Raw genomic sequence first — 16,694 nt, 5'->3', positions numbered from 1 at the left:
AAACCCCGGCCAATGCCGGGGTTTTTCATGTCAGGCGTGCTGCCGATCAGCCGCCGCGCGGGCCGCCGCGACGGGGGCCACCCGGGCCACGATTGCCGCCGGGGCCGCCCGCACCGCGGTTGCCCCCCGGACCGCCGGGGCCGCGATTGCCACCGGGGCCACCCGGGCCACGGTTGCCGCCGCCGGGACCGCGGCCGCCCGGACGGGCACCCTGCGCCGGCTTCGGGCTGCCATACGGATTGAAGCCCGGGTTGGCGTGGTCGGACGGGAAGCTCGGGGCGTTGCCCGGATGCCCGTACGGATGCTTGTTGCCCTGCGCGCCCTGGCTGCGGTTGCCCGCGCCGGGACGGCCCTGGCCACCGGCGCCGCCGCGACCCTGGCCGCCTGCGGCGCCCGGACCCTTCGGCTTGCCATAAGGACGGCCCTGGCCGCCGCCCGGACCACGCGCGCCCGGACCGGCGTTGCGGTGGCCGCTCGGGCCGGTGCTGACGCCATCGGGCACGTACCAGGTGCGGAACGCAGCCGGATTGCCTTCCGGCAGCGAACGGTCATTCTTCGGCTTGCGCTGCTTGAACGGCTTCTGCGACTGCTTGGCCGCGGCCTCGCCACTGACCGTGAGGCCGCCCTTGAAGCCGCCCCCCTTGCCGTTGCGTCCACGGCCACGGTCTTCGCGCAGGGTGTCGAAACGGCGCAGTTCGCGCCCTTCGTCGGCCGTGCTGTGGCCATTGACGTAGGCGTTGCCACGGCCACCTTCACGCACGCGCACGGTGGTCTTGGCGGCGCGGCGCTGGCCGATCACCGGCTGCAGGGTGAGGGCCGACGGAGCGCCTTCTTCCAGCTTCAGTTCAGCACGCAGCGCTTCGACCTGGGCGCTCGGCAGCTCGACCGACTGGCCACGGGCCAGTTCGCGCGGCAGGCTGACCCGGCCGTAGCGGGTGCGCTTGAGGCGACTGACCTGGCAGCCCTGCGATTCCCACAGGCGGCGCACTTCGCGGTTGCGGCCTTCCTTGACCACGACGCGGAACCAGTCGTGCGAATCGGTACCGCCGATGCGTTCGATCTCGTCGAACTTGGCCGGGCCGTCTTCCAGCGCGACGCCACGGGCAAGGCGGTCGACGATGGCATCGGCCACCTTTTCCTGGCCTTCCGGTGCACGCACGCGGACCACGTACTCGCGCTCGACCTCGAAGGACGGGTGCATCATCGCGTTGGCCAGTTCACCGTCGGTGGTCGCCAGCAGCAGGCCGGTGGTGTTGATGTCGAGGCGACCGATCGCGATCCAGCGCGCGCCCTTCAGCGGCGGCAGCGATTCGAACACGGTCGGACGGCCTTCGGGGTCTTCGCGGGTGGTCACTTCGCCTTCCGGCTTGTTGTAGACCAGCACGCGCGAGGGTTCGGACAGCGCCGTGGCGACGAAGCCGCGGCCGTCCAGTTCGATCTTGTCGCCGCTCTTGACCGACATGCCGGTCTGCGCAACTTCACCGTTGACCTTGACCAGGCCTTCGGCGATGCGCTGTTCCAGCGCGCGGCGCGAGCCAAGGCCAGCCTGGGCCAGGACCTTGTGCAGGCGTTCTTCCAACTTGAACTGTTCGGAGGTGGCTTCGCGCTTGAGCGAGAGCTTGTTCAACGACAGCTTGCGAGGGGTGTCACTCATCAGTTTTGCTCCGGCCGACGGTTTCGAGGTCGGCCTCTGGTTCGGAATCGGCTTGGTCAACAGCCACGGTCGTCGTCGCGACGGCGTTGTCTTCGCGTTCGTTCACTGGCACCGCGCGCTCGCCCGGCGCGGAATCGGGGTGCCCATCATCGAGGGGCGAAGGTGCTTGCTCATCGGTGGCCGCCGCAGGGACTGCGTCGGCGGAATGCGGGGTGTTGCCACCGGCCAGGCCGGCATCATCATTGGCGGCCCCGTCCGGCTCGGCCGAAACGTCGGGGCCGTCGGCGCTGGCGGCAGCCGGTGCATCGCGGTCCAGGGCCAGCTGTGGTTCCAGCTCGCCCAGGTCCTTCAACTCCGACAGCGGCGGCAGCTCATCCAGGCGCTTGAGGCCGAAGTAATCCAGGAAGCCCTTGGTGGTGCCGAACAGTGCCGGCTTGCCGGGCACGTCGCGGTGGCCGACGACGCGGATCCATTCGCGTTCTTCCAGTGCCTGGATGATGTTGCTGCTGACAGCGACGCCGCGCACCTGCTCGATCTCGCCGCGGGTGATCGGTTGCCGGTAGGCGATCAGCGCCAGCGTTTCCAGGGTGGCACGGGTGTAGCGGGTCTTGCGTTCGGTCCACAGCCGGCTGATCCAGCCATGCACCTCGCCGGTGACCTGGTAGCGGAAGCCCGAGGCGACCTCGACCAGTTCCACGCCGCGGCCTTCGCAGCCTTCGCGCAGGTGCTCCAGCGCACGTTCGATGCTGCCCGGCGGTGCTGGTTCCTCTTCCGGGAACAGGTCTTTCAGCTGGGCCAGGGTCAGCGGCTGGCTGGAGGCCAGCAGGGCACCTTCGACAATGCGGTTGATCAGCGGTTGATCCATCGGCAGGCAGCGCTCACTCGTTCTCGTTGGCGGCGTCGTTGTCGTCGAACTCGCTGCTGAACTGCAGCGGGGCATTGGTGTTGCCGGCCGCCAGCGACTTCACGTAGATCGCCGCCAGCGGTTCCTCCTGGACGATGTCCAGCAGTTGCTCCTTGGCCAGTTCCAGCACGGCCAGGAAGGTGACCAGCACGCCCAGCTTGCCTTCTTCAGCAGTGAACAGGCTTTCAAAACGGTAGAACCTGCCGTCTTCCATGCGGCCGAGCACTTCGCCCATGCGCTGCCTCACGCTCAGCGCCTCGCGCTTGATCGCGTGGCCGCTGAACAGCTCGGCGCGCTTGAGCACATCGTGCAGCGCCAGCAGCATCTCCTTCAGGTCCACCGGCGGCGGCAGTTTCACCGTGGCGCGTTCGGGCATGAAGGCATGGGCCACCGTGGTGTCCCGGTCCTGGCGGGGCAGGGCATCGATGTCCTCCGCCGCCTGCTTGAAACGTTCGTACTCCTGCAGCCGGCGCACCAGTTCGGCGCGCGGATCGGCTTCATCGCCTTCGTCGCTGACCGGACGCGGCAGCAGCATGCGCGACTTCACCTCGGCCAGGATCGCTGCCATCACCAGATACTCGGCCGCCAGTTCGAAGCGCAGCTCGCGCATCACGGTGATGTACTCCACGTACTGCCGGGTGATCTCGGCCACGGGGATGTCCAGCACGTCCAGGTTCTGCCGGCGGATCAGGTACAGCAGCAGGTCCAGCGGACCTTCGAAGGCATCCAGGATGACTTCCAGCGCGTCCGGCGGGATGTACAGGTCCTGCGGGATCTGCAGGACCGGTTGCCCATGCACGACGGCCAGCGGCATTTCCTGCTGCTGGGGGGCGGGCGGCCGGGTTGGCGGGTTCGCGTCGAGCGCGAGTTCGGAAGTCATCTAATGGACATCAGGATTGCAACGGACCAGTCGCGGCACCCGGCGCCGCGCGTGCACCGCGGGCCCCAAGGCACCAGGCGCGCCTGTCTCGGCGCGATTCCACACATATCAAACAGCAGGACGCGCCGCAGGAGACGGCAGCGACGGGACTACGGGGAGGTCGTCTACGTGGCCTGCCCGGAAGCGGCAGGTCGGTCGTCGGGGGCTGCGTTGGCCGCAAAAACCGACGGGTTGCTGCATCCAGCCACGTGCAATGGACTCTAGGGTAAGCCTTTGCCGCGCCAGTGTCCAGCCGCGGCCAGGGCGAGGGGGCTTTGGCTAGAATTGGCGGACCCGACAACGCGAGCGAGGAAATGCCGGTGTGGTATGTGATTGAAGGCTATGACGGCCAGGACGTGCTGACGCAACGGCTGCAGGCCCGGCCGGAACACCTGGCGCGGCTGCACGCGCTGCGTGATGAGGGGAGACTGCTGCTGGCCGGGCCCTGTCCGGCGATCGACAGCGAAGATCCAGGCCCGGCGGGGTTCAGTGGTTCGGTGGTGATCGCCCGCTTCGGGTCGCTGCCGGAGGCGCAGGCCTGGGCCGATGCGGACCCCTATGTGGCCGCAGGTGTCTATGAAAGGGTGCAGGTGCGGCCCTTCCGCCAGGTGCTGCCGTGAACGCGGACCGGATCGAGCGAATCCGTGATGCGCTGCAGCAGGCGCTGGCCCCGAGCGTGCTCGAGATCGAGGACGACAGTCATCGTCATGCCGGCCACGCTGGCGCGCGCGATGGCCGTGGCCATTTCAACGTGCATGTGGTCAGCGAGCGCTTTGCCGGCCTCGGCCCGCTGGCCCGCCACCGCGCGGTATACGCCGCATTGGGGTCGATGATGGAGACCGACATCCACGCGCTGTCCATCCGCGCGCTGGCACCGTCAGAACAGGGCTGAGCCCTTGTCCCGCACTGTCATTGCCGGTCCGTGCGTGGACCGTCAGGGACAGATTTCCATGTCCATTTCAGGACATTCGTCTAACGGACAGTTTACAAGCCCAGATGGAAACGCTTACATTCCGCGCCAATGCTGGTAGGTCCAAGCCGTGGAGGGCGGCTTCGTGAACAAGGCAGCCATTACAATCAAGGATGTCGCACGCGAAGCCCGGGTCTCCGTGGCCACGGTTTCCCGCGCGCTCAACGGGCATGAAAATGTCGCCGAACCGGTCCGCCAGCTTGTGCTGGAGGTGGCCGCACGGCTGCGTTACACCCCGCACGCCGCCGCCCGCAGCCTGAGCAGCCGCCGCACCAACACGGTGGGCGTGGTGCTGCCGGACCTGTACGGCGAGTTCTTCTCCGAGCTGATGCGCGGCATCGACGGCGTTGCCCGCAGTCGCCGCCAGCATCTGCTGGTGTCCAGCTACCACGGCGACCAGGAGCAGCAGGGTGCTGCCCTGCGCGCCATGCGCGGGCGTGTCGATGGCCTGCTGGTGCTCTCGCCCTATGCGGAGAGCCCCGGCTTCCTGACCGACAACCTGCCGCAGTCGCTGCCCACCGTACTGATCAACACCTATCTGCCTGGGCAGGATCATCCGGTGTTGAGCATCGACGACCACGCGGGCGCAATGGCGATGACCCGTCATCTGCTCGATGCCGGTCACCGGCGCATCGCCTTCATTTCTGGCCCGGACCTCAACTTCGACGCGCGCGAGCGCCTGCGCGGCTTCCGTGACGCGCTGGCGGCTGCCGGCGGCAGCGCCGAAGGCATCGAGCTGCCCGGTGATTTCGACGAAGCTTCCGGCCATCGCGCCGGTCAGGAGTTGTTGGCAGCCGGCACGCTGCCCGATGCCGTGTTCGCCGCCAACGACATGATGGCACTTGGCTGCCTGTACGCCTTCGCGCAGGCAGGCGTCCATGTCCCGTCCGATGTCGCCCTGGCGGGTTTTGATGACATTCCGCTGGCACGTTTCGTTCACCCGTCGCTGACCACCATGCAGGTCAGCATCGCCGAGCTCGGCGATCGGGCGATGACGCGCCTGATGCAGTTGATGGACGGCACCTCCACGGAAGGGGCCGGGGACAAGCAGACCCTGGTACCCCGTCTCGTTGTTCGCGATTCCACCACTCCGCCATCCGGCCGTTGAAGCCGGAGGCGTTCCTTCTTTTTTGATTGATCGCAGGGGACCGCACACGCGGTCGCCGCCACCCGGAGATTGAGTTGATGATGCATTCCACTATCCGCACGCCGGCGCGCCGGCTGCTGAGCACCGCACTGGTCAGCTGCCTGATGCTGGCCGCCGCCCCGAACGCCCTGGCGCAGTCGGCCAACGCCAGCCTGCGCGGCCAGGTTGCCGGCGCACAGGCCGGTTCGGAGGTCACCGCCACCAACGTTGCGACCGGCACCGTGCGCCGCGGCACCGTCCGCGCCGACGGCAGCTACTCGCTGATGGGCCTGGACCCGGGCACCTACGACGTGGTGGCCAACGGCCAGACCCAGAAGGTCACCGTGACCGTGGCCTCCACCGCCACCCTGAACTTCGCCGGCGCTGCCAGCAGTACCCCGGGTTCAACCGCGGCCACCAACCTGGACACCGTCAACGTCGTCGCGCCGACCCTGCTGCAGGAAGTGCGCACGTCCGAAGTCGGCAAGACCGTCAGCCTGCAGCAGATCCAGACCACTCCGCAGGTGTCGCGCAACTTCCTGGAGTTCGCCGATGCGGTGCCGGGCCTGATCTTCACCCGTGATGCGAAGGGCAACACCTCGCTGCGCGGCGGCGCCACCAATGCCGATGGCACCAACGTGTACATCGATGGCGTTGGCCAGAAGAGCTACGTCAAGGGCGGCGGTGTGGCCGGCCAGTCCGGCAGCGCCGGCAACCCCTTCCCGCAGCTGGCCATTGGCGAATACAAGGTCATCAGCGGCAACTACAAGGCCGAGTACGGCCAGGTCTCGAGCGCTGCGGTGACCGCCGCGACCAAGTCCGGCACCAACGAATTCAAGGGTGAGGCGTTCTATCGCTACACCGACGAGGACATGCGCGCCAAGACCCCGGCCGAACGCCAGGGCGGCAAGGACAAGCAGGTGTCGGCCGAGAAGGAATACGGCTTCGCGCTGGGCGGCCCGATCATCCAGGACAAGGCCCACTTCTTCGTGACCTACGAAGCCAAGCGCTTCGACCTGCCGGTCACCATCGCACCGGACGGTGCGGTCACCGGTGCCGCCGGTCTGCTGCCGCCCGCCGGCGCCGCCGGTCTCGGCCCGGCCAGCCAGCCGTTCCAGCAGGACCTGATCTTCGGCAAGATCGACTTCGAGCCGACCGACAACGATCGCATCGAGCTGACCTTCCAGGACCGCGACGAAACGCAGTCGCAGTTCAGTGGCCAGACCTCGCCGGAAGCCGGCCGTGAAGTGGTCAATACCGACCGTCGTTACGCGCTGCGCTGGAACCACAGCGGCGAGCGCTACTACAACGAATTGATGGTCACCCACGAAGATTCGTTCAACAACCCGACCCCGCTGACCCTGGCCAACGGCATCACCTACACCGCGCCGGACGGTCCTGAAGACCGCACGATCGTGAAGATCGGTGGCGCCTCGGCACTGGACTCGCAGGTGAAGGGCCAGAAGGGCTGGTCGATCGAAGACAACCTGACCCTGGATGGCATCCAGTGGGCGGGCGACCACACCATCAAGATGGGCGTGAAGTACAAGCAGATCGACCTGTACGCTTCCGATGCGGCGCAGATCAACCCGACCTTCACCTACACCCTGGGTGATCCGGACTTCCCGGATTCCATTCCGTACAAGGCGCAGTTCGTCAAGCCGGTGACCGGCGTGTCGGGCGTGTCCGGCGAAGTACGCTCCAAGTCCAAGCAGTACGGCGTGTTCATCCAGGACGACTGGCAGGTCAATGACCACCTGCAGCTGAACATCGGCCTGCGCTGGGACTACGAGAAGACCCCGTCCTACCTGGACTTCGTGACCCCGCAGCAGGTGGTCGATGCCATCTATTCGCAGGATCCGCGCGCACCCGCCGGCCAGACCTACGCCGATTCGCTGGCGCTGGGCGGCCTGGACATCAGCGACTACATCAGCAACGGTCACAACCGCAAGGCATTCAAGGATGCCTGGCAGCCGCGCCTGGGCTTCTCGTATGACATCAACGCCGACGAGCAGCATGTGATCCACGGTGGTGCCGGCCGTTCCTACGACCGCGACCTGTTCGACAACCTGCAGCTGGAGACCACCAAGCTGGCCCTGCCGCAGCCGACCATCTACTTCCGCAACCCGGCCACCGGGACCTGCATCAACGGTCAGGCCGCCTGCTACGACTGGAATCCGAACCTGCTCAACGGCATCGGCAACCTGCAGGCGCTGGTGGGATCGACCAGCAACGCCGGCCTGGAGGTCGACCTGCTGAACAACAAGCTGAAGGCGCCGTACTCGGATCAGTTCAGCCTGGGCATGAGCAACCAGATCGGTGACTGGCTGACCGATGCCACCATCGCCCGCACCCTGAGCTACGACGGTTTCGCCTTCACCCTGGGCAACCGTTACCCGACCGGCCAGTTCTTCGATGATCCGCGCCTGTGCGGCGGTACCGAGCCGGGTCTGAGCCAGGCCTGGAGCTGCAACGTGCCGGGCTTCGGCAGCCTGATCATCGGCCAGCAGGGCATCAAGACCCGTGCCACGCAGGTGCTGCTGTCGGCGCAGAAGCCGTTCACCAAGGAAAGCGGCTGGGGCACCTCGATCGCCTACACCTGGACCACCGCCCGCCACAACCGCGACATCAACGAGAAGTACGCCTTCGACCGTGGCCTGATCGGCGATTACCCGACCATCCGTTCCAACGGTGCCCCCCGTCACCGCCTGGTGGTGACCGGTTCGTACGCGGGCTTCTGGGGCATCACCTTCGGCGGCAAGATCACCCTGGCAACGCCGACGGCCGTCAACGACTGGTACCCCGTGCCGCAGGCCAGCGGCTACACCCTGCCGACCCCTCAGGCGGCCGTGCCCAACGCCAACGGCAAGTTCCTGGTGGGTGGCAAGATCTTCGGCTACCGCTCGGTCGACCTGCAGGCGACGAAGACGTTCAAGATGCCGGGTGATACCGAGCTGTACGCTCGCCTGGACATCATCAACGTGTTCGATTTCGACAACTTCTCCACCTACAACTACGTCAAGACCAACGGCAAGCTGCAGGCCAGCTACAACGAGACCGGTGACATCATCGGTACGCCCCGCCAGATCAAGGCGGAAGTGGGCTTCCGCTTCTAAGCGGGTATGCCTGCTGCAGGAGTCGATGCCGCCGGTTCGCCGGCGGCATCGGCAACTGCGATGATCGCGCTGTCAGGCCACGTTCCCGTGGCTTTTTTAAACGCGTGGTTTGTAAACGATTTCAGATCATTGGACGTTATGCTTTCCCATCGATCAGTCCACCGGAGGAACCGCGCCATGCAGGCACGCCACCTGTTGTCCGCCGCAGCGATGACCCTGGCCATCGCCGCCTGCAAGCCGGCCCAGCAGGAGCCCGCCAAACCCCGGCCGCCGGTGATCCTGATCGAGGCCGACGCACCGCCGCGGCCGATGAAGCCGGAACTGCCGCCGCTGTTCGATGACATTGAACGCCGCACCTTCCAGTTCTTCTGGGACACCACCAATGAAGTGAACGGCCTGACACCGGACCGTTATCCGTCACGCCCGTTCGCCAGCATCGCCTCGGTCGGCTTCGCGCTCACCGCCTATCCGATCGGCATCGAGAATGGCTGGGTCAGCCGCAACCAGGCGATCGACCGCACGCTGACGACGCTGAAGTTCTTCCGTGACGTGCCGATGGGCCCGCAGCGCACCGGCAAAGCCGGCTACAAGGGCTTCTACTATCACTTCCTGGACATGCAGGAAGGCCGCCGCTACGACAGCTGGGTCGAACTGTCGTCGGTGGATACCGCGCTGCTGATGATGGGCGTGCTGTTCGCGCAGTCCTATTACGACGGCGATGATCCGCGCGAGAAGGAAATCCGGCAGATTGCCGATACCCTGTACAGGAAGATCGACTGGCCGTGGCTGCAGCAGCGCGCGCCGCTGATCTCGATGGGCTGGTTCCCCGAAAGCGGCTTCATCGACCACGACTGGATGGGCTACAACGAGGCGATGATGGTGTACATCCTTGCCCTCGGCTCGCCCACGCATCCGGTCAGCCCCGACGCATGGACGGTGTGGACCCGGACCTACGACAACGACTGGGGCGTCTACCAGGGCCAGGAATACCTGTCCTTCGGGCCACTGTTCGGCCACCAGTACAGCCATGTCTGGATCGATTTCCGCGATATCCAGGATGCCTACATGCGCGAGCGCGGCAGCACCTACTTCCTCAACAGCCGCTCGGCCGCGTTGGCCCAGCGCGAGTACGCCATCGCCAACCCGATGCAGTGGAAGGAGTACGGTGAGAACGTGTGGGGACTGACCGCCAGCGATGGTCCGCAGAACACCACCCAGGAATATCGCGGCGAGCAGCGCCAGTTCCGCCACTACTCCTCGCGCGGCGCCGGCCTGCGCGAGAACTTCGACGACGGCACCATCGCGCCGACCGCGGCGGTGGCCTCGATCGTGTTCGCCCCGGAGCAGGTCATTCCGGCCACGCTGGAGATGCACAAGCGCTTCGGCGATTACATCTATTCCAGCTACGGCTTCCTGGATTCGTTCAATCCCAGCTTCAGCTACGACATTCCGATCAAGACCGGGCGCCTGGTGCCGGATCGTGGCTGGGTCGCCAGCGACTACATCGCCATCGACCAGGGCCCGATCCTGACCATGATCGCCAATTACCGCAACGACTTCGTGTGGGAAGTCATGAAGAAGAACCCCTACATCCGCAAGGGGCTGGAGCGCGCCGGATTCAGCGGCGGCTGGCTGGCCCCCGAGGGCTCGTTCCAGCCGCTGGAACTGCAGAAGGACGAGAAGGCTGCATCGGCGCGCGCGGTCGGCATCGCCGAGTCACGCGCGGCCGCCGCACAGGAACAGAAGAACAATGCCAACCGCACCACAGGCCAGGGAAAGTAACGCTGTGCAGAACTGGCTCCATCGCATGCGCCGCTGGGCGCTGCCGGCCCTGGCCGCGCTGGTCGTGGCGGGCTGCGCCCGTACCGAACCGGGCACCACCACCGTGCGCTTCTGGGCGATGGGGCGCGAAGCGGAAGTGGTCAGCGAGCTGATCCACGAATTCGAGGCCGAGAATCCCGGCATCAAGGTGGATGTGCAGAACATCCCATGGACTGCGGCGCACGAGAAGCTGCTCACCGCGTTCGCCGCCGATGGCCTGCCCGATGTCTGCCAGCTGGGCAACACCTGGGTTCCCGAATTCGCCGAGCTCGATGCGCTGACGCCACTGCAACCGTTCGTGCAGCGCTCGGCGGTGGTCGACCCGAAGGATTACTTCCAGGGCATCTGGGACACCAACGTGATCCATGGCGAGCTGGTGGGCGTGCCGTGGTACGTCGATACCCGCCTGATCTATTACCGCAAGGACCTGCTGGCCAAGGCCGGTTACGACCACCCGCCACGGACCTGGCAGGAGTGGAACGAACAGATGGCGGCGATCAAGCGGATGCAGGGGCCGAACCGCTATGCCGTGCTGATGCCGATCAACGAGTTCGAGCAGCAGCTGTCGCTGGCGCTGCAGCAACCCGATCCGCTGCTGCGCGACGACGATACCCGTGGCAACTTCTCCAGCCCGGGCTTCCGCCGCACGCTGGCTTTCTACGCCAACATGTTCGAGCAGGGCTGGGCGCCGAAGATGTCCGAGACGCAGATCTCCAATGTCTGGGATGAATTCTTCCGCGGCTTCAACGTGTTCTACATCTCCGGCCCCTGGAACATCCGCGAGTTCAAGAAGCTGCAGCCGAAGGCGCTGGAAGGGCAGTGGGGCACCGCCGCGTTGCCGGGCCCGGATGGCCCCGGTGCGGGCATCGCCGGCGGTACCAGCCTGGTGATCTTCCGCAAATCGCAGCAGAAGCAAGCCTCCTGGAAGCTGATCGAGTTCCTGTCGCGCCCGGAAATCCAGGCCCGTTTCCATTCGATCATCGGTGATCTGCCGCCGCGTCGCAGTGCCTGGGATGCACCGTCCCTGGCCGGTGATCCGCTGGCGGCGGCGTTCCGCGACCAGCTGGAGCGGGTCAGGCCGACGCCCAAGGTGCTTGAGTGGGAGCGCATCGTGCAGGAAATGCGCATCGTCACCGAAAAGGTGGTGCGCGGCGGGATGCCCCAGGACGACGCCGTGGCCGAGCTGGACCAGCGCGTGGACAAGGTGCTGGCCAAGCGTCGCTGGATGCATGAACAACAACGCCTGCAGGAGCGCGCGCCATCGCCGACGCGTTCAAGCAGCACCCTGGCCGATGGGGGCGCGCAATGAAACGAACTTCGCTGGCCGGATGGATCTTCGCAGGCCCCTCGCTGATCGTGCTGGGGGTGTTCTTCGGCCTGCCGGTCGCCTCGGCGCTGGCGCTCAGCGTCACCGACTTCGACCTGTACGCATTGGCCGACAGCAGCAACCTGCGTTTCGTCGGCCTCGGCAACTACATCGACCTGCTGCAGACGCCGATGTTCTGGAAGTCGCTGTGGAACACCAGCTACTTCGTGCTGATCGGTGTGCCGCTGTCGATCGGTGTGTCACTGGGCGCGGCGATGCTGCTGAACGCGCCTGCCGCGCGTTTCAAGGCGCTGTTCCGCACCGCGCTGTTCGCGCCGGTGGTGACCACGCTGGTGGCGGTGGCGGTGATCTGGCGCTACCTGTTCCATACCAGCTACGGCCTGGTCAACTACGGCCTGGGCCATCTGGGCATCAGCCCGATCGACTGGCTGGGCGATCCGAACTGGGCGATGCCCACCATCATGCTGTTCGCGGTGTGGAAGAACTTCGGCTACAACATGGTGATCTTCCTGGCCGGCCTGCAGGCGATCCCGCATGATCTGTACGAAGCGGCGCGGATCGACGGTGCCTCGCGCTGGAAGCAGTTCCTGCACATCACCCTGCCCATGCTCGGCCCGGTGCTGCTCGTGGTCGGAGTGATCACCGTCTCCGGCTACTTCCAGCTGTTCGCCGAGCCTTACGTGATGACGCGTGGCGACCCGCTGCAGAGCACGGTCAGCGTGCTGTATTTCATGTTCGAGGAAGGCTTCAAGTGGTGGAACCTGGGACGCGCCTCCGCGGTGGCATTCCTGCTGTTCCTGATCATCCTGGCGGTGACCACCGTGATGCTGCGCTTTGGCCGCAGGAGGCAGTTGGTATGAGTCGTGAAATCGGCCAGTCGCGCTGGCATCCGTGGTGGATCAACGGCGCGTTGCTGGTGCTGGCCCTGGTCAGCCTGGCGCCGCTGCTGTGGATGGTCTCGGTCTCGTTCATGCCGCAGGGCGAGGCCAGCCATTTCCCGCCTCCGCTGTTGCCCTCGCAGGTGACCACCCACAACTACCACGAGCTGTTCGCGCGTACCGGCATGGGCGGCAATTTCGCCAACAGCCTGCTGGTGTCGCTGGCGATCACGCTGGGCTCGCTGCTGCTCAATACGATGGCCGGCTATGCGTTCGCCAAGCTGAATTTCGTTGGCCGTGAGCGCCTGTTCCAGGTGTTGATGGCGGCGCTGGTCATTCCCGCCCAGGTGGCGATGCTGCCGCTGTTCCTGCTGATGAAGCAGCTGGGGCTGGTCAACAGCTTCGGTGGCGTGATCGTGCCGGCGCTGGCGAGCGTGTTCGGCATCTTCCTGGTGCGGCAGTACGCGCGGTCGATCCCGGACGAACTGCTGGAGGCCGCGCGCATCGACGGGGCAGGGGAGCTGCGCATCTTCTTCCAGATCGTGCTGCCGATGCTCAAGCCGGTGCTGGTGACCCTGGCGATCTTCACCTTCATGGGCGCATGGAACGATTTCATGTGGCCGCTGATCGTGTTGACCGATCAGGAGCACTACACTTTGCCGGTGGCCCTGGCCACCCTCTCGCGCGAACACATCATGGACGTGGAAATGATGATGGCCGGCGCGGTGGTTACCGTGGTTCCGGTGCTGGCACTGTTCCTGGTGCTGCAGCGGTACTACATCCAAGGATTGTTGCTGGGGAGCGTGAAGGGATGAAGGGTGCGATCGCCGTTGGACTGGGCCTGTTGTGGACCTCCCTGGCGATCGCCGCCCCTCCGGCGCTGCCGGCGCCGAAGGTGCTGGACGACTTCGACGATGTCAGTGCCTGGAAGCTGGTGCTGTCCGACCAGGTCAGCGGCTCGCTGCGCCCGGTCAGCGGCGCGGGTGGCGGCCGCGCGCTGTGCCTGGATTACGACTTCCACAACGTATCGGGCTACGTCGGCATCCGTCGCGCGCTGACGGTCGAGTATCCGGTCAACTACCGCTTCGGCTTCCAGCTGCGCGGTGATTCACCGGCCAATGATCTGCAGTTCAAGCTGATCGACGCCAGCGGTGACAACGTGTGGTGGGTCAACCGCCCCGGTTACAGTTTTCCCAGGTCGTGGACGCCGGTCGAGTACCGGCGTCGGCAGATCGACAAGGCGTGGGGGCCGTCGCCGGAGAAGGAAATGGCGCGCAGCGCCGCAGTCGAGTTCACGATCTACAGCAAGGTCGGCGGACGCGGCACGGTGTGCTTCGACAGACTGACCCTGCAGGGCCTGCCCGCACGGGACGAATCGCCGCTGCGGCCGGAGGTGATTGCCGACACCGCCACGGCGCTGCAGGACCGGATGGTGGACGGCAAGAGCGATACCTTCTGGATCAGCGGTGGGGTGAAGCAGCAGACCATCAGCCTGGACCTGCACAAGAGCCGCGAGATCGGCGGCGCGGTGATCGACTGGCTGCCGGACCTGCAGGCGACCCGCTACACCGTGCGCACGTCCGTGGACGGACGCGACTGGCGCACGGCACGCGAAGTGACCGCCGGTGGCGGTGGCCGTGACTGGCTGGCGCTGCCGGATACCGATGCGCGCTATGTGCGCTTCGACCTGCAGGGAGGTCCGAACTGGCGCTATGGCATCCGTGACATCACGCTCAAGCCACTGGACTTCGCAGCCACGCCCAATGCATTCCTGTCGTCGGTTGCCGCTGATCTCCCACGCGGTGCGGTACCGCGCGCGTTCGTGGGCGAACAGCCGTACTGGACCCTGCTGGGTCTGGATGGCGGCCAGCAACAGGCGCTGATCAGCGAAGACGGTGCGCTGGAGCCTGCCAAGGGCAGCTTCAGCATCGAGCCGTTCGTCCGCCTGGATGGCAAGCTGATCGCCTGGAGCGATGTGGCCATCACCCAGTCGCTGCAGGATCGCTACCTGCCCATCGCCAATGTCGACTGGGTGCATGAGAAGGTGGGGCTGGCGGTCACCGGATTCGTGCAGGGCACGCCCGAGCGTGCGCAGCTGATCGGTCGCTACCGCCTGAGCAATCCGGACAAGGTGGCCCACGAGTACACGCTGGCGTTGGCCATCCGCCCCTGGCAGGTCAATCCGCCAACCCAGTTCCTCAACACCACCGGCGGCTTCAGCCGCATCGACAGCCTCGACGTCGGCGAGCAACTGGTCCGCATCAATGGCGAGCCACGCATCTACCCGCTGCAGGTACCTGATGCGCGTTTTGCCACCTCTTTCGACGGCAAGCTCGATGCCATGCACCTCGCCTCGGGCAAGCTGCCGGCGACGACCACGGTGAAGGACAGCACCGGCATGGCGTCGGGCGCGCTGCTGTACACGATCACCCTGGAATCCGGGCAAAGCCGCGAAGTGGCGGTGGTACTGCCGCAGACCGGTGGCTGGGCGCCGCAGGCCGTGGACGTGGCAAAGGCGCAGCAGCAGGTTGCCGACATGTGGCGTGCCAAGCTCGGCGTGGTATCGCTGCAGGTTCCGAAGGCGGGCCAGCCGATGGTCGACACGCTGCGCACCGCGGTAGCGCACATGCTGATCTCGCGCGTCGGGCCAAGCCTGCAGCCGGGCACGCGCTCGTATGCGCGCAGCTGGATCCGCGACGGCGCGATGATCTCCGAAGGGTTGCTGCGCATGGGCCGCAGCGACGCGGTGCGTGACTACCTCAACTGGTATGCGCCGTTCCAGTTCGAGAATGGCAAGGTGCCGTGCTGCGTCGACGCACGTGGCAGCGACCCGGTGCCGGAGAACGACAGCCATGGTGAGTTGATCTACAACATCGCCGAGTATGGCCGCTACACCGGCGACAGCACGTTCATGGAACTGATGTGGCCGCATGTGCAGGGGGCCTATCAGTACATGGAGCAGCTGCGTGCCAGCGAGCGCACCGAGGAGAACCGTGCACGCAACCCGGCCTTCTACGGGATGATGCCGGCCTCGATCAGCCACGAAGGTTACTCGGCCAAGCCGATGCATTCGTACTGGGACAACTTCTGGGCGCTGCGTGGCTACAAGGACGCTGCGCTGCTGGCGACGCAACTGGGAAAGGTGGAGGCGATGCAGATCGCCGAGTCACGCGATCAGTTCCGCGACGACCTGCAGGCATCGCTGCTGTCGGCCATGCAGCAGCACAACATCGATTACCTGCCGGGCTCGGCCGAGCTGGGCGATTTCGACGCGACATCGACGACCATCGCACTGGCGCCCGGGGGCGAGCAGGGCCGGCTGCCGCAGCAGGCCCTGGAAGCAACCTTCGAGCGTTACTGGAAGGAATTCGTCGCGCGTCGCGATGGCAAGCGCGAATGGAAAGACTACACGCCGTATGAGTGGCGCAACGTCGCCGCCTTCGTGCGCCTGGGCTGGCGCGACCGCGCCTGGCAGGCGACCGAGTTCTTCTTCAAGGACCGTGCCCCGCAGGCATGGAACCAATGGGCGGAAGTGGTCTCGCGGACACCGCGCAAGCCGTTCTTCGTCGGCGACCTGCCGCATGCATGGGTCGCGTCGGATTTCGTGCGCTCGGCGCTGGACATGTTCGCCTACAGCCGCGACATGGATGAGTCACTGGTGCTGGCCGGCGGCGTTCCAACGGCCTGGCTGCAGGGTGAGGGCATCGCGGTGCAGGGCCTGCGTACGCCGCAGGGGCAGTTGAACTATCGGTTGCGGCGCAGTGACAAGCTGCTGGTGCTGGAGGTGCAGCCCGGCCTGGTGCCACCGGCTGGAGGCGTCGTGCTTCCGTGGCCCTATGCGGGCGAACCGGGTGACGCCACCATCAATGGCGCGCCGGGTGAATGGATCGACCGCGAACTGCATGTGCACGAACTGCCGGCCCGCGTCGAGATCGAAGTGCCGGCGGCAGTGCGTCGCTCCGAGCGCAAGGGACAGTAA

General features: G+C 66.1%; 12 protein-coding genes. 9 read left to right on the top strand and 3 right to left on the bottom strand.

Annotated elements, in window-relative coordinates; translation table 11 throughout:
• Positions 1-46: 46 nt before the first annotated feature.
• The 3 genes from ACX9OW_RS08795 to ACX9OW_RS08785 are packed head-to-tail and all read right to left on the bottom strand — an operon-like array spanning position 47 to position 3,438.
• On the bottom strand, positions 47-1,654 hold the full coding sequence (locus ACX9OW_RS08795) for a pseudouridine synthase (protein WP_065175486.1): 1,608 nt from the start codon (positions 1,652-1,654) through the stop codon (positions 47-49).
• Positions 1,647-2,519, bottom strand: coding sequence for an SMC-Scp complex subunit ScpB (gene scpB / locus ACX9OW_RS08790; RefSeq protein ID WP_180875560.1), 873 nt, complete (start codon positions 2,517-2,519; stop codon positions 1,647-1,649). Before scpB ends, ACX9OW_RS08795 begins: the two co-directional genes overlap by 8 nt.
• A 13-nt stretch (positions 2,520-2,532) precedes the next feature.
• Positions 2,533-3,438, bottom strand: a complete 906-nt coding sequence (locus ACX9OW_RS08785; RefSeq protein WP_053516881.1) for a segregation and condensation protein A — start codon at positions 3,436-3,438, stop codon at positions 2,533-2,535.
• 359 nt (positions 3,439-3,797) lie between these two features.
• Here ACX9OW_RS08785 and ACX9OW_RS08780 point away from each other — a divergent pair, with 359 nt between their 5' ends.
• The 9 genes from ACX9OW_RS08780 to ACX9OW_RS08740 all read left to right on the top strand — a co-directional run bounded on the left by ACX9OW_RS08780 (position 3,798) and on the right by ACX9OW_RS08740 (position 16,694).
• The gene (locus ACX9OW_RS08780) at positions 3,798-4,097 is read left to right on the top strand and encodes a YciI family protein (RefSeq protein ID WP_053516934.1); all 300 of its coding nucleotides are present in this window, start codon (positions 3,798-3,800) and stop codon (positions 4,095-4,097) included.
• The gene (locus ACX9OW_RS08775) at positions 4,094-4,369 is read left to right on the top strand and encodes a BolA family protein (RefSeq protein WP_053516883.1); all 276 of its coding nucleotides are present in this window, start codon (positions 4,094-4,096) and stop codon (positions 4,367-4,369) included. Before ACX9OW_RS08780 ends, ACX9OW_RS08775 begins: the two co-directional genes overlap by 4 nt.
• A 148-nt stretch (positions 4,370-4,517) precedes the next feature.
• A complete protein-coding gene (locus ACX9OW_RS08770) occupies positions 4,518-5,555 on the top strand; it encodes a LacI family DNA-binding transcriptional regulator (RefSeq protein WP_053516884.1) in 1,038 nt (345 codons plus the stop codon).
• 77 nt (positions 5,556-5,632) lie between these two features.
• Positions 5,633-8,689: a TonB-dependent receptor gene (locus ACX9OW_RS08765; protein WP_053516885.1), complete on the top strand. Its 3,057-nt coding sequence runs from the start codon at positions 5,633-5,635 to the stop codon at positions 8,687-8,689.
• A gap of 177 nt (positions 8,690-8,866) precedes the next feature.
• A complete protein-coding gene (locus ACX9OW_RS08760; protein ID WP_053516886.1) occupies positions 8,867-10,471 on the top strand; it encodes a glucoamylase family protein in 1,605 nt (534 codons plus the stop codon).
• 25 nt (positions 10,472-10,496) lie between these two features.
• Complete coding sequence (locus ACX9OW_RS08755; RefSeq protein WP_053516888.1) at positions 10,497-11,819, top strand: sugar ABC transporter substrate-binding protein; 1,323 nt, start codon at positions 10,497-10,499, stop codon at positions 11,817-11,819.
• A complete protein-coding gene (locus ACX9OW_RS08750) occupies positions 11,816-12,697 on the top strand; it encodes a carbohydrate ABC transporter permease (RefSeq protein WP_065175483.1) in 882 nt (293 codons plus the stop codon). The genes ACX9OW_RS08755 and ACX9OW_RS08750 overlap by 4 nt, the downstream gene beginning before the upstream one ends.
• A complete protein-coding gene (locus tag ACX9OW_RS08745; protein WP_053516890.1) occupies positions 12,694-13,530 on the top strand; it encodes a carbohydrate ABC transporter permease in 837 nt (278 codons plus the stop codon). Before ACX9OW_RS08750 ends, ACX9OW_RS08745 begins: the two co-directional genes overlap by 4 nt.
• A complete protein-coding gene (locus ACX9OW_RS08740) occupies positions 13,527-16,694 on the top strand; it encodes a discoidin domain-containing protein (RefSeq protein ID WP_459062186.1) in 3,168 nt (1,055 codons plus the stop codon). Before ACX9OW_RS08745 ends, ACX9OW_RS08740 begins: the two co-directional genes overlap by 4 nt.

Source organism: Stenotrophomonas genospecies 5 (assembly GCF_054473825.1).
The sequence above is the reverse complement of the archived record's forward strand: the minus strand, read 5'-3'. Positions and strand labels throughout refer to the sequence as shown.

What these genes read in the sequence shown, in the direction of transcription:
- ACX9OW_RS08750 (WP_065175483.1), top strand. Translation starts at nt 11,816, where the DNA reads ATGAAACGAACTTCGCTGGCCGGATGGATCTTCGCAGGCCCCTCGCTG.
- ACX9OW_RS08795 (WP_065175486.1), bottom strand. Translation starts at nt 1,654, where the DNA reads ATGAGTGACACCCCTCGCAAGCTGTCGTTGAACAAGCTCTCGCTCAAG.
- ACX9OW_RS08785 (WP_053516881.1), bottom strand. Translation starts at nt 3,438, where the DNA reads ATGACTTCCGAACTCGCGCTCGACGCGAACCCGCCAACCCGGCCGCCC.
- ACX9OW_RS08745 (WP_053516890.1), top strand. Translation starts at nt 12,694, where the DNA reads ATGAGTCGTGAAATCGGCCAGTCGCGCTGGCATCCGTGGTGGATCAAC.
- ACX9OW_RS08760 (WP_053516886.1), top strand. Translation starts at nt 8,867, where the DNA reads ATGCAGGCACGCCACCTGTTGTCCGCCGCAGCGATGACCCTGGCCATC.
- ACX9OW_RS08755 (WP_053516888.1), top strand. Translation starts at nt 10,497, where the DNA reads ATGCGCCGCTGGGCGCTGCCGGCCCTGGCCGCGCTGGTCGTGGCGGGC.
- ACX9OW_RS08740 (WP_459062186.1), top strand. Translation starts at nt 13,527, where the DNA reads ATGAAGGGTGCGATCGCCGTTGGACTGGGCCTGTTGTGGACCTCCCTG.
- ACX9OW_RS08765 (WP_053516885.1), top strand. Translation starts at nt 5,633, where the DNA reads ATGATGCATTCCACTATCCGCACGCCGGCGCGCCGGCTGCTGAGCACC.
- scpB (WP_180875560.1), bottom strand. Translation starts at nt 2,519, where the DNA reads ATGGATCAACCGCTGATCAACCGCATTGTCGAAGGTGCCCTGCTGGCC.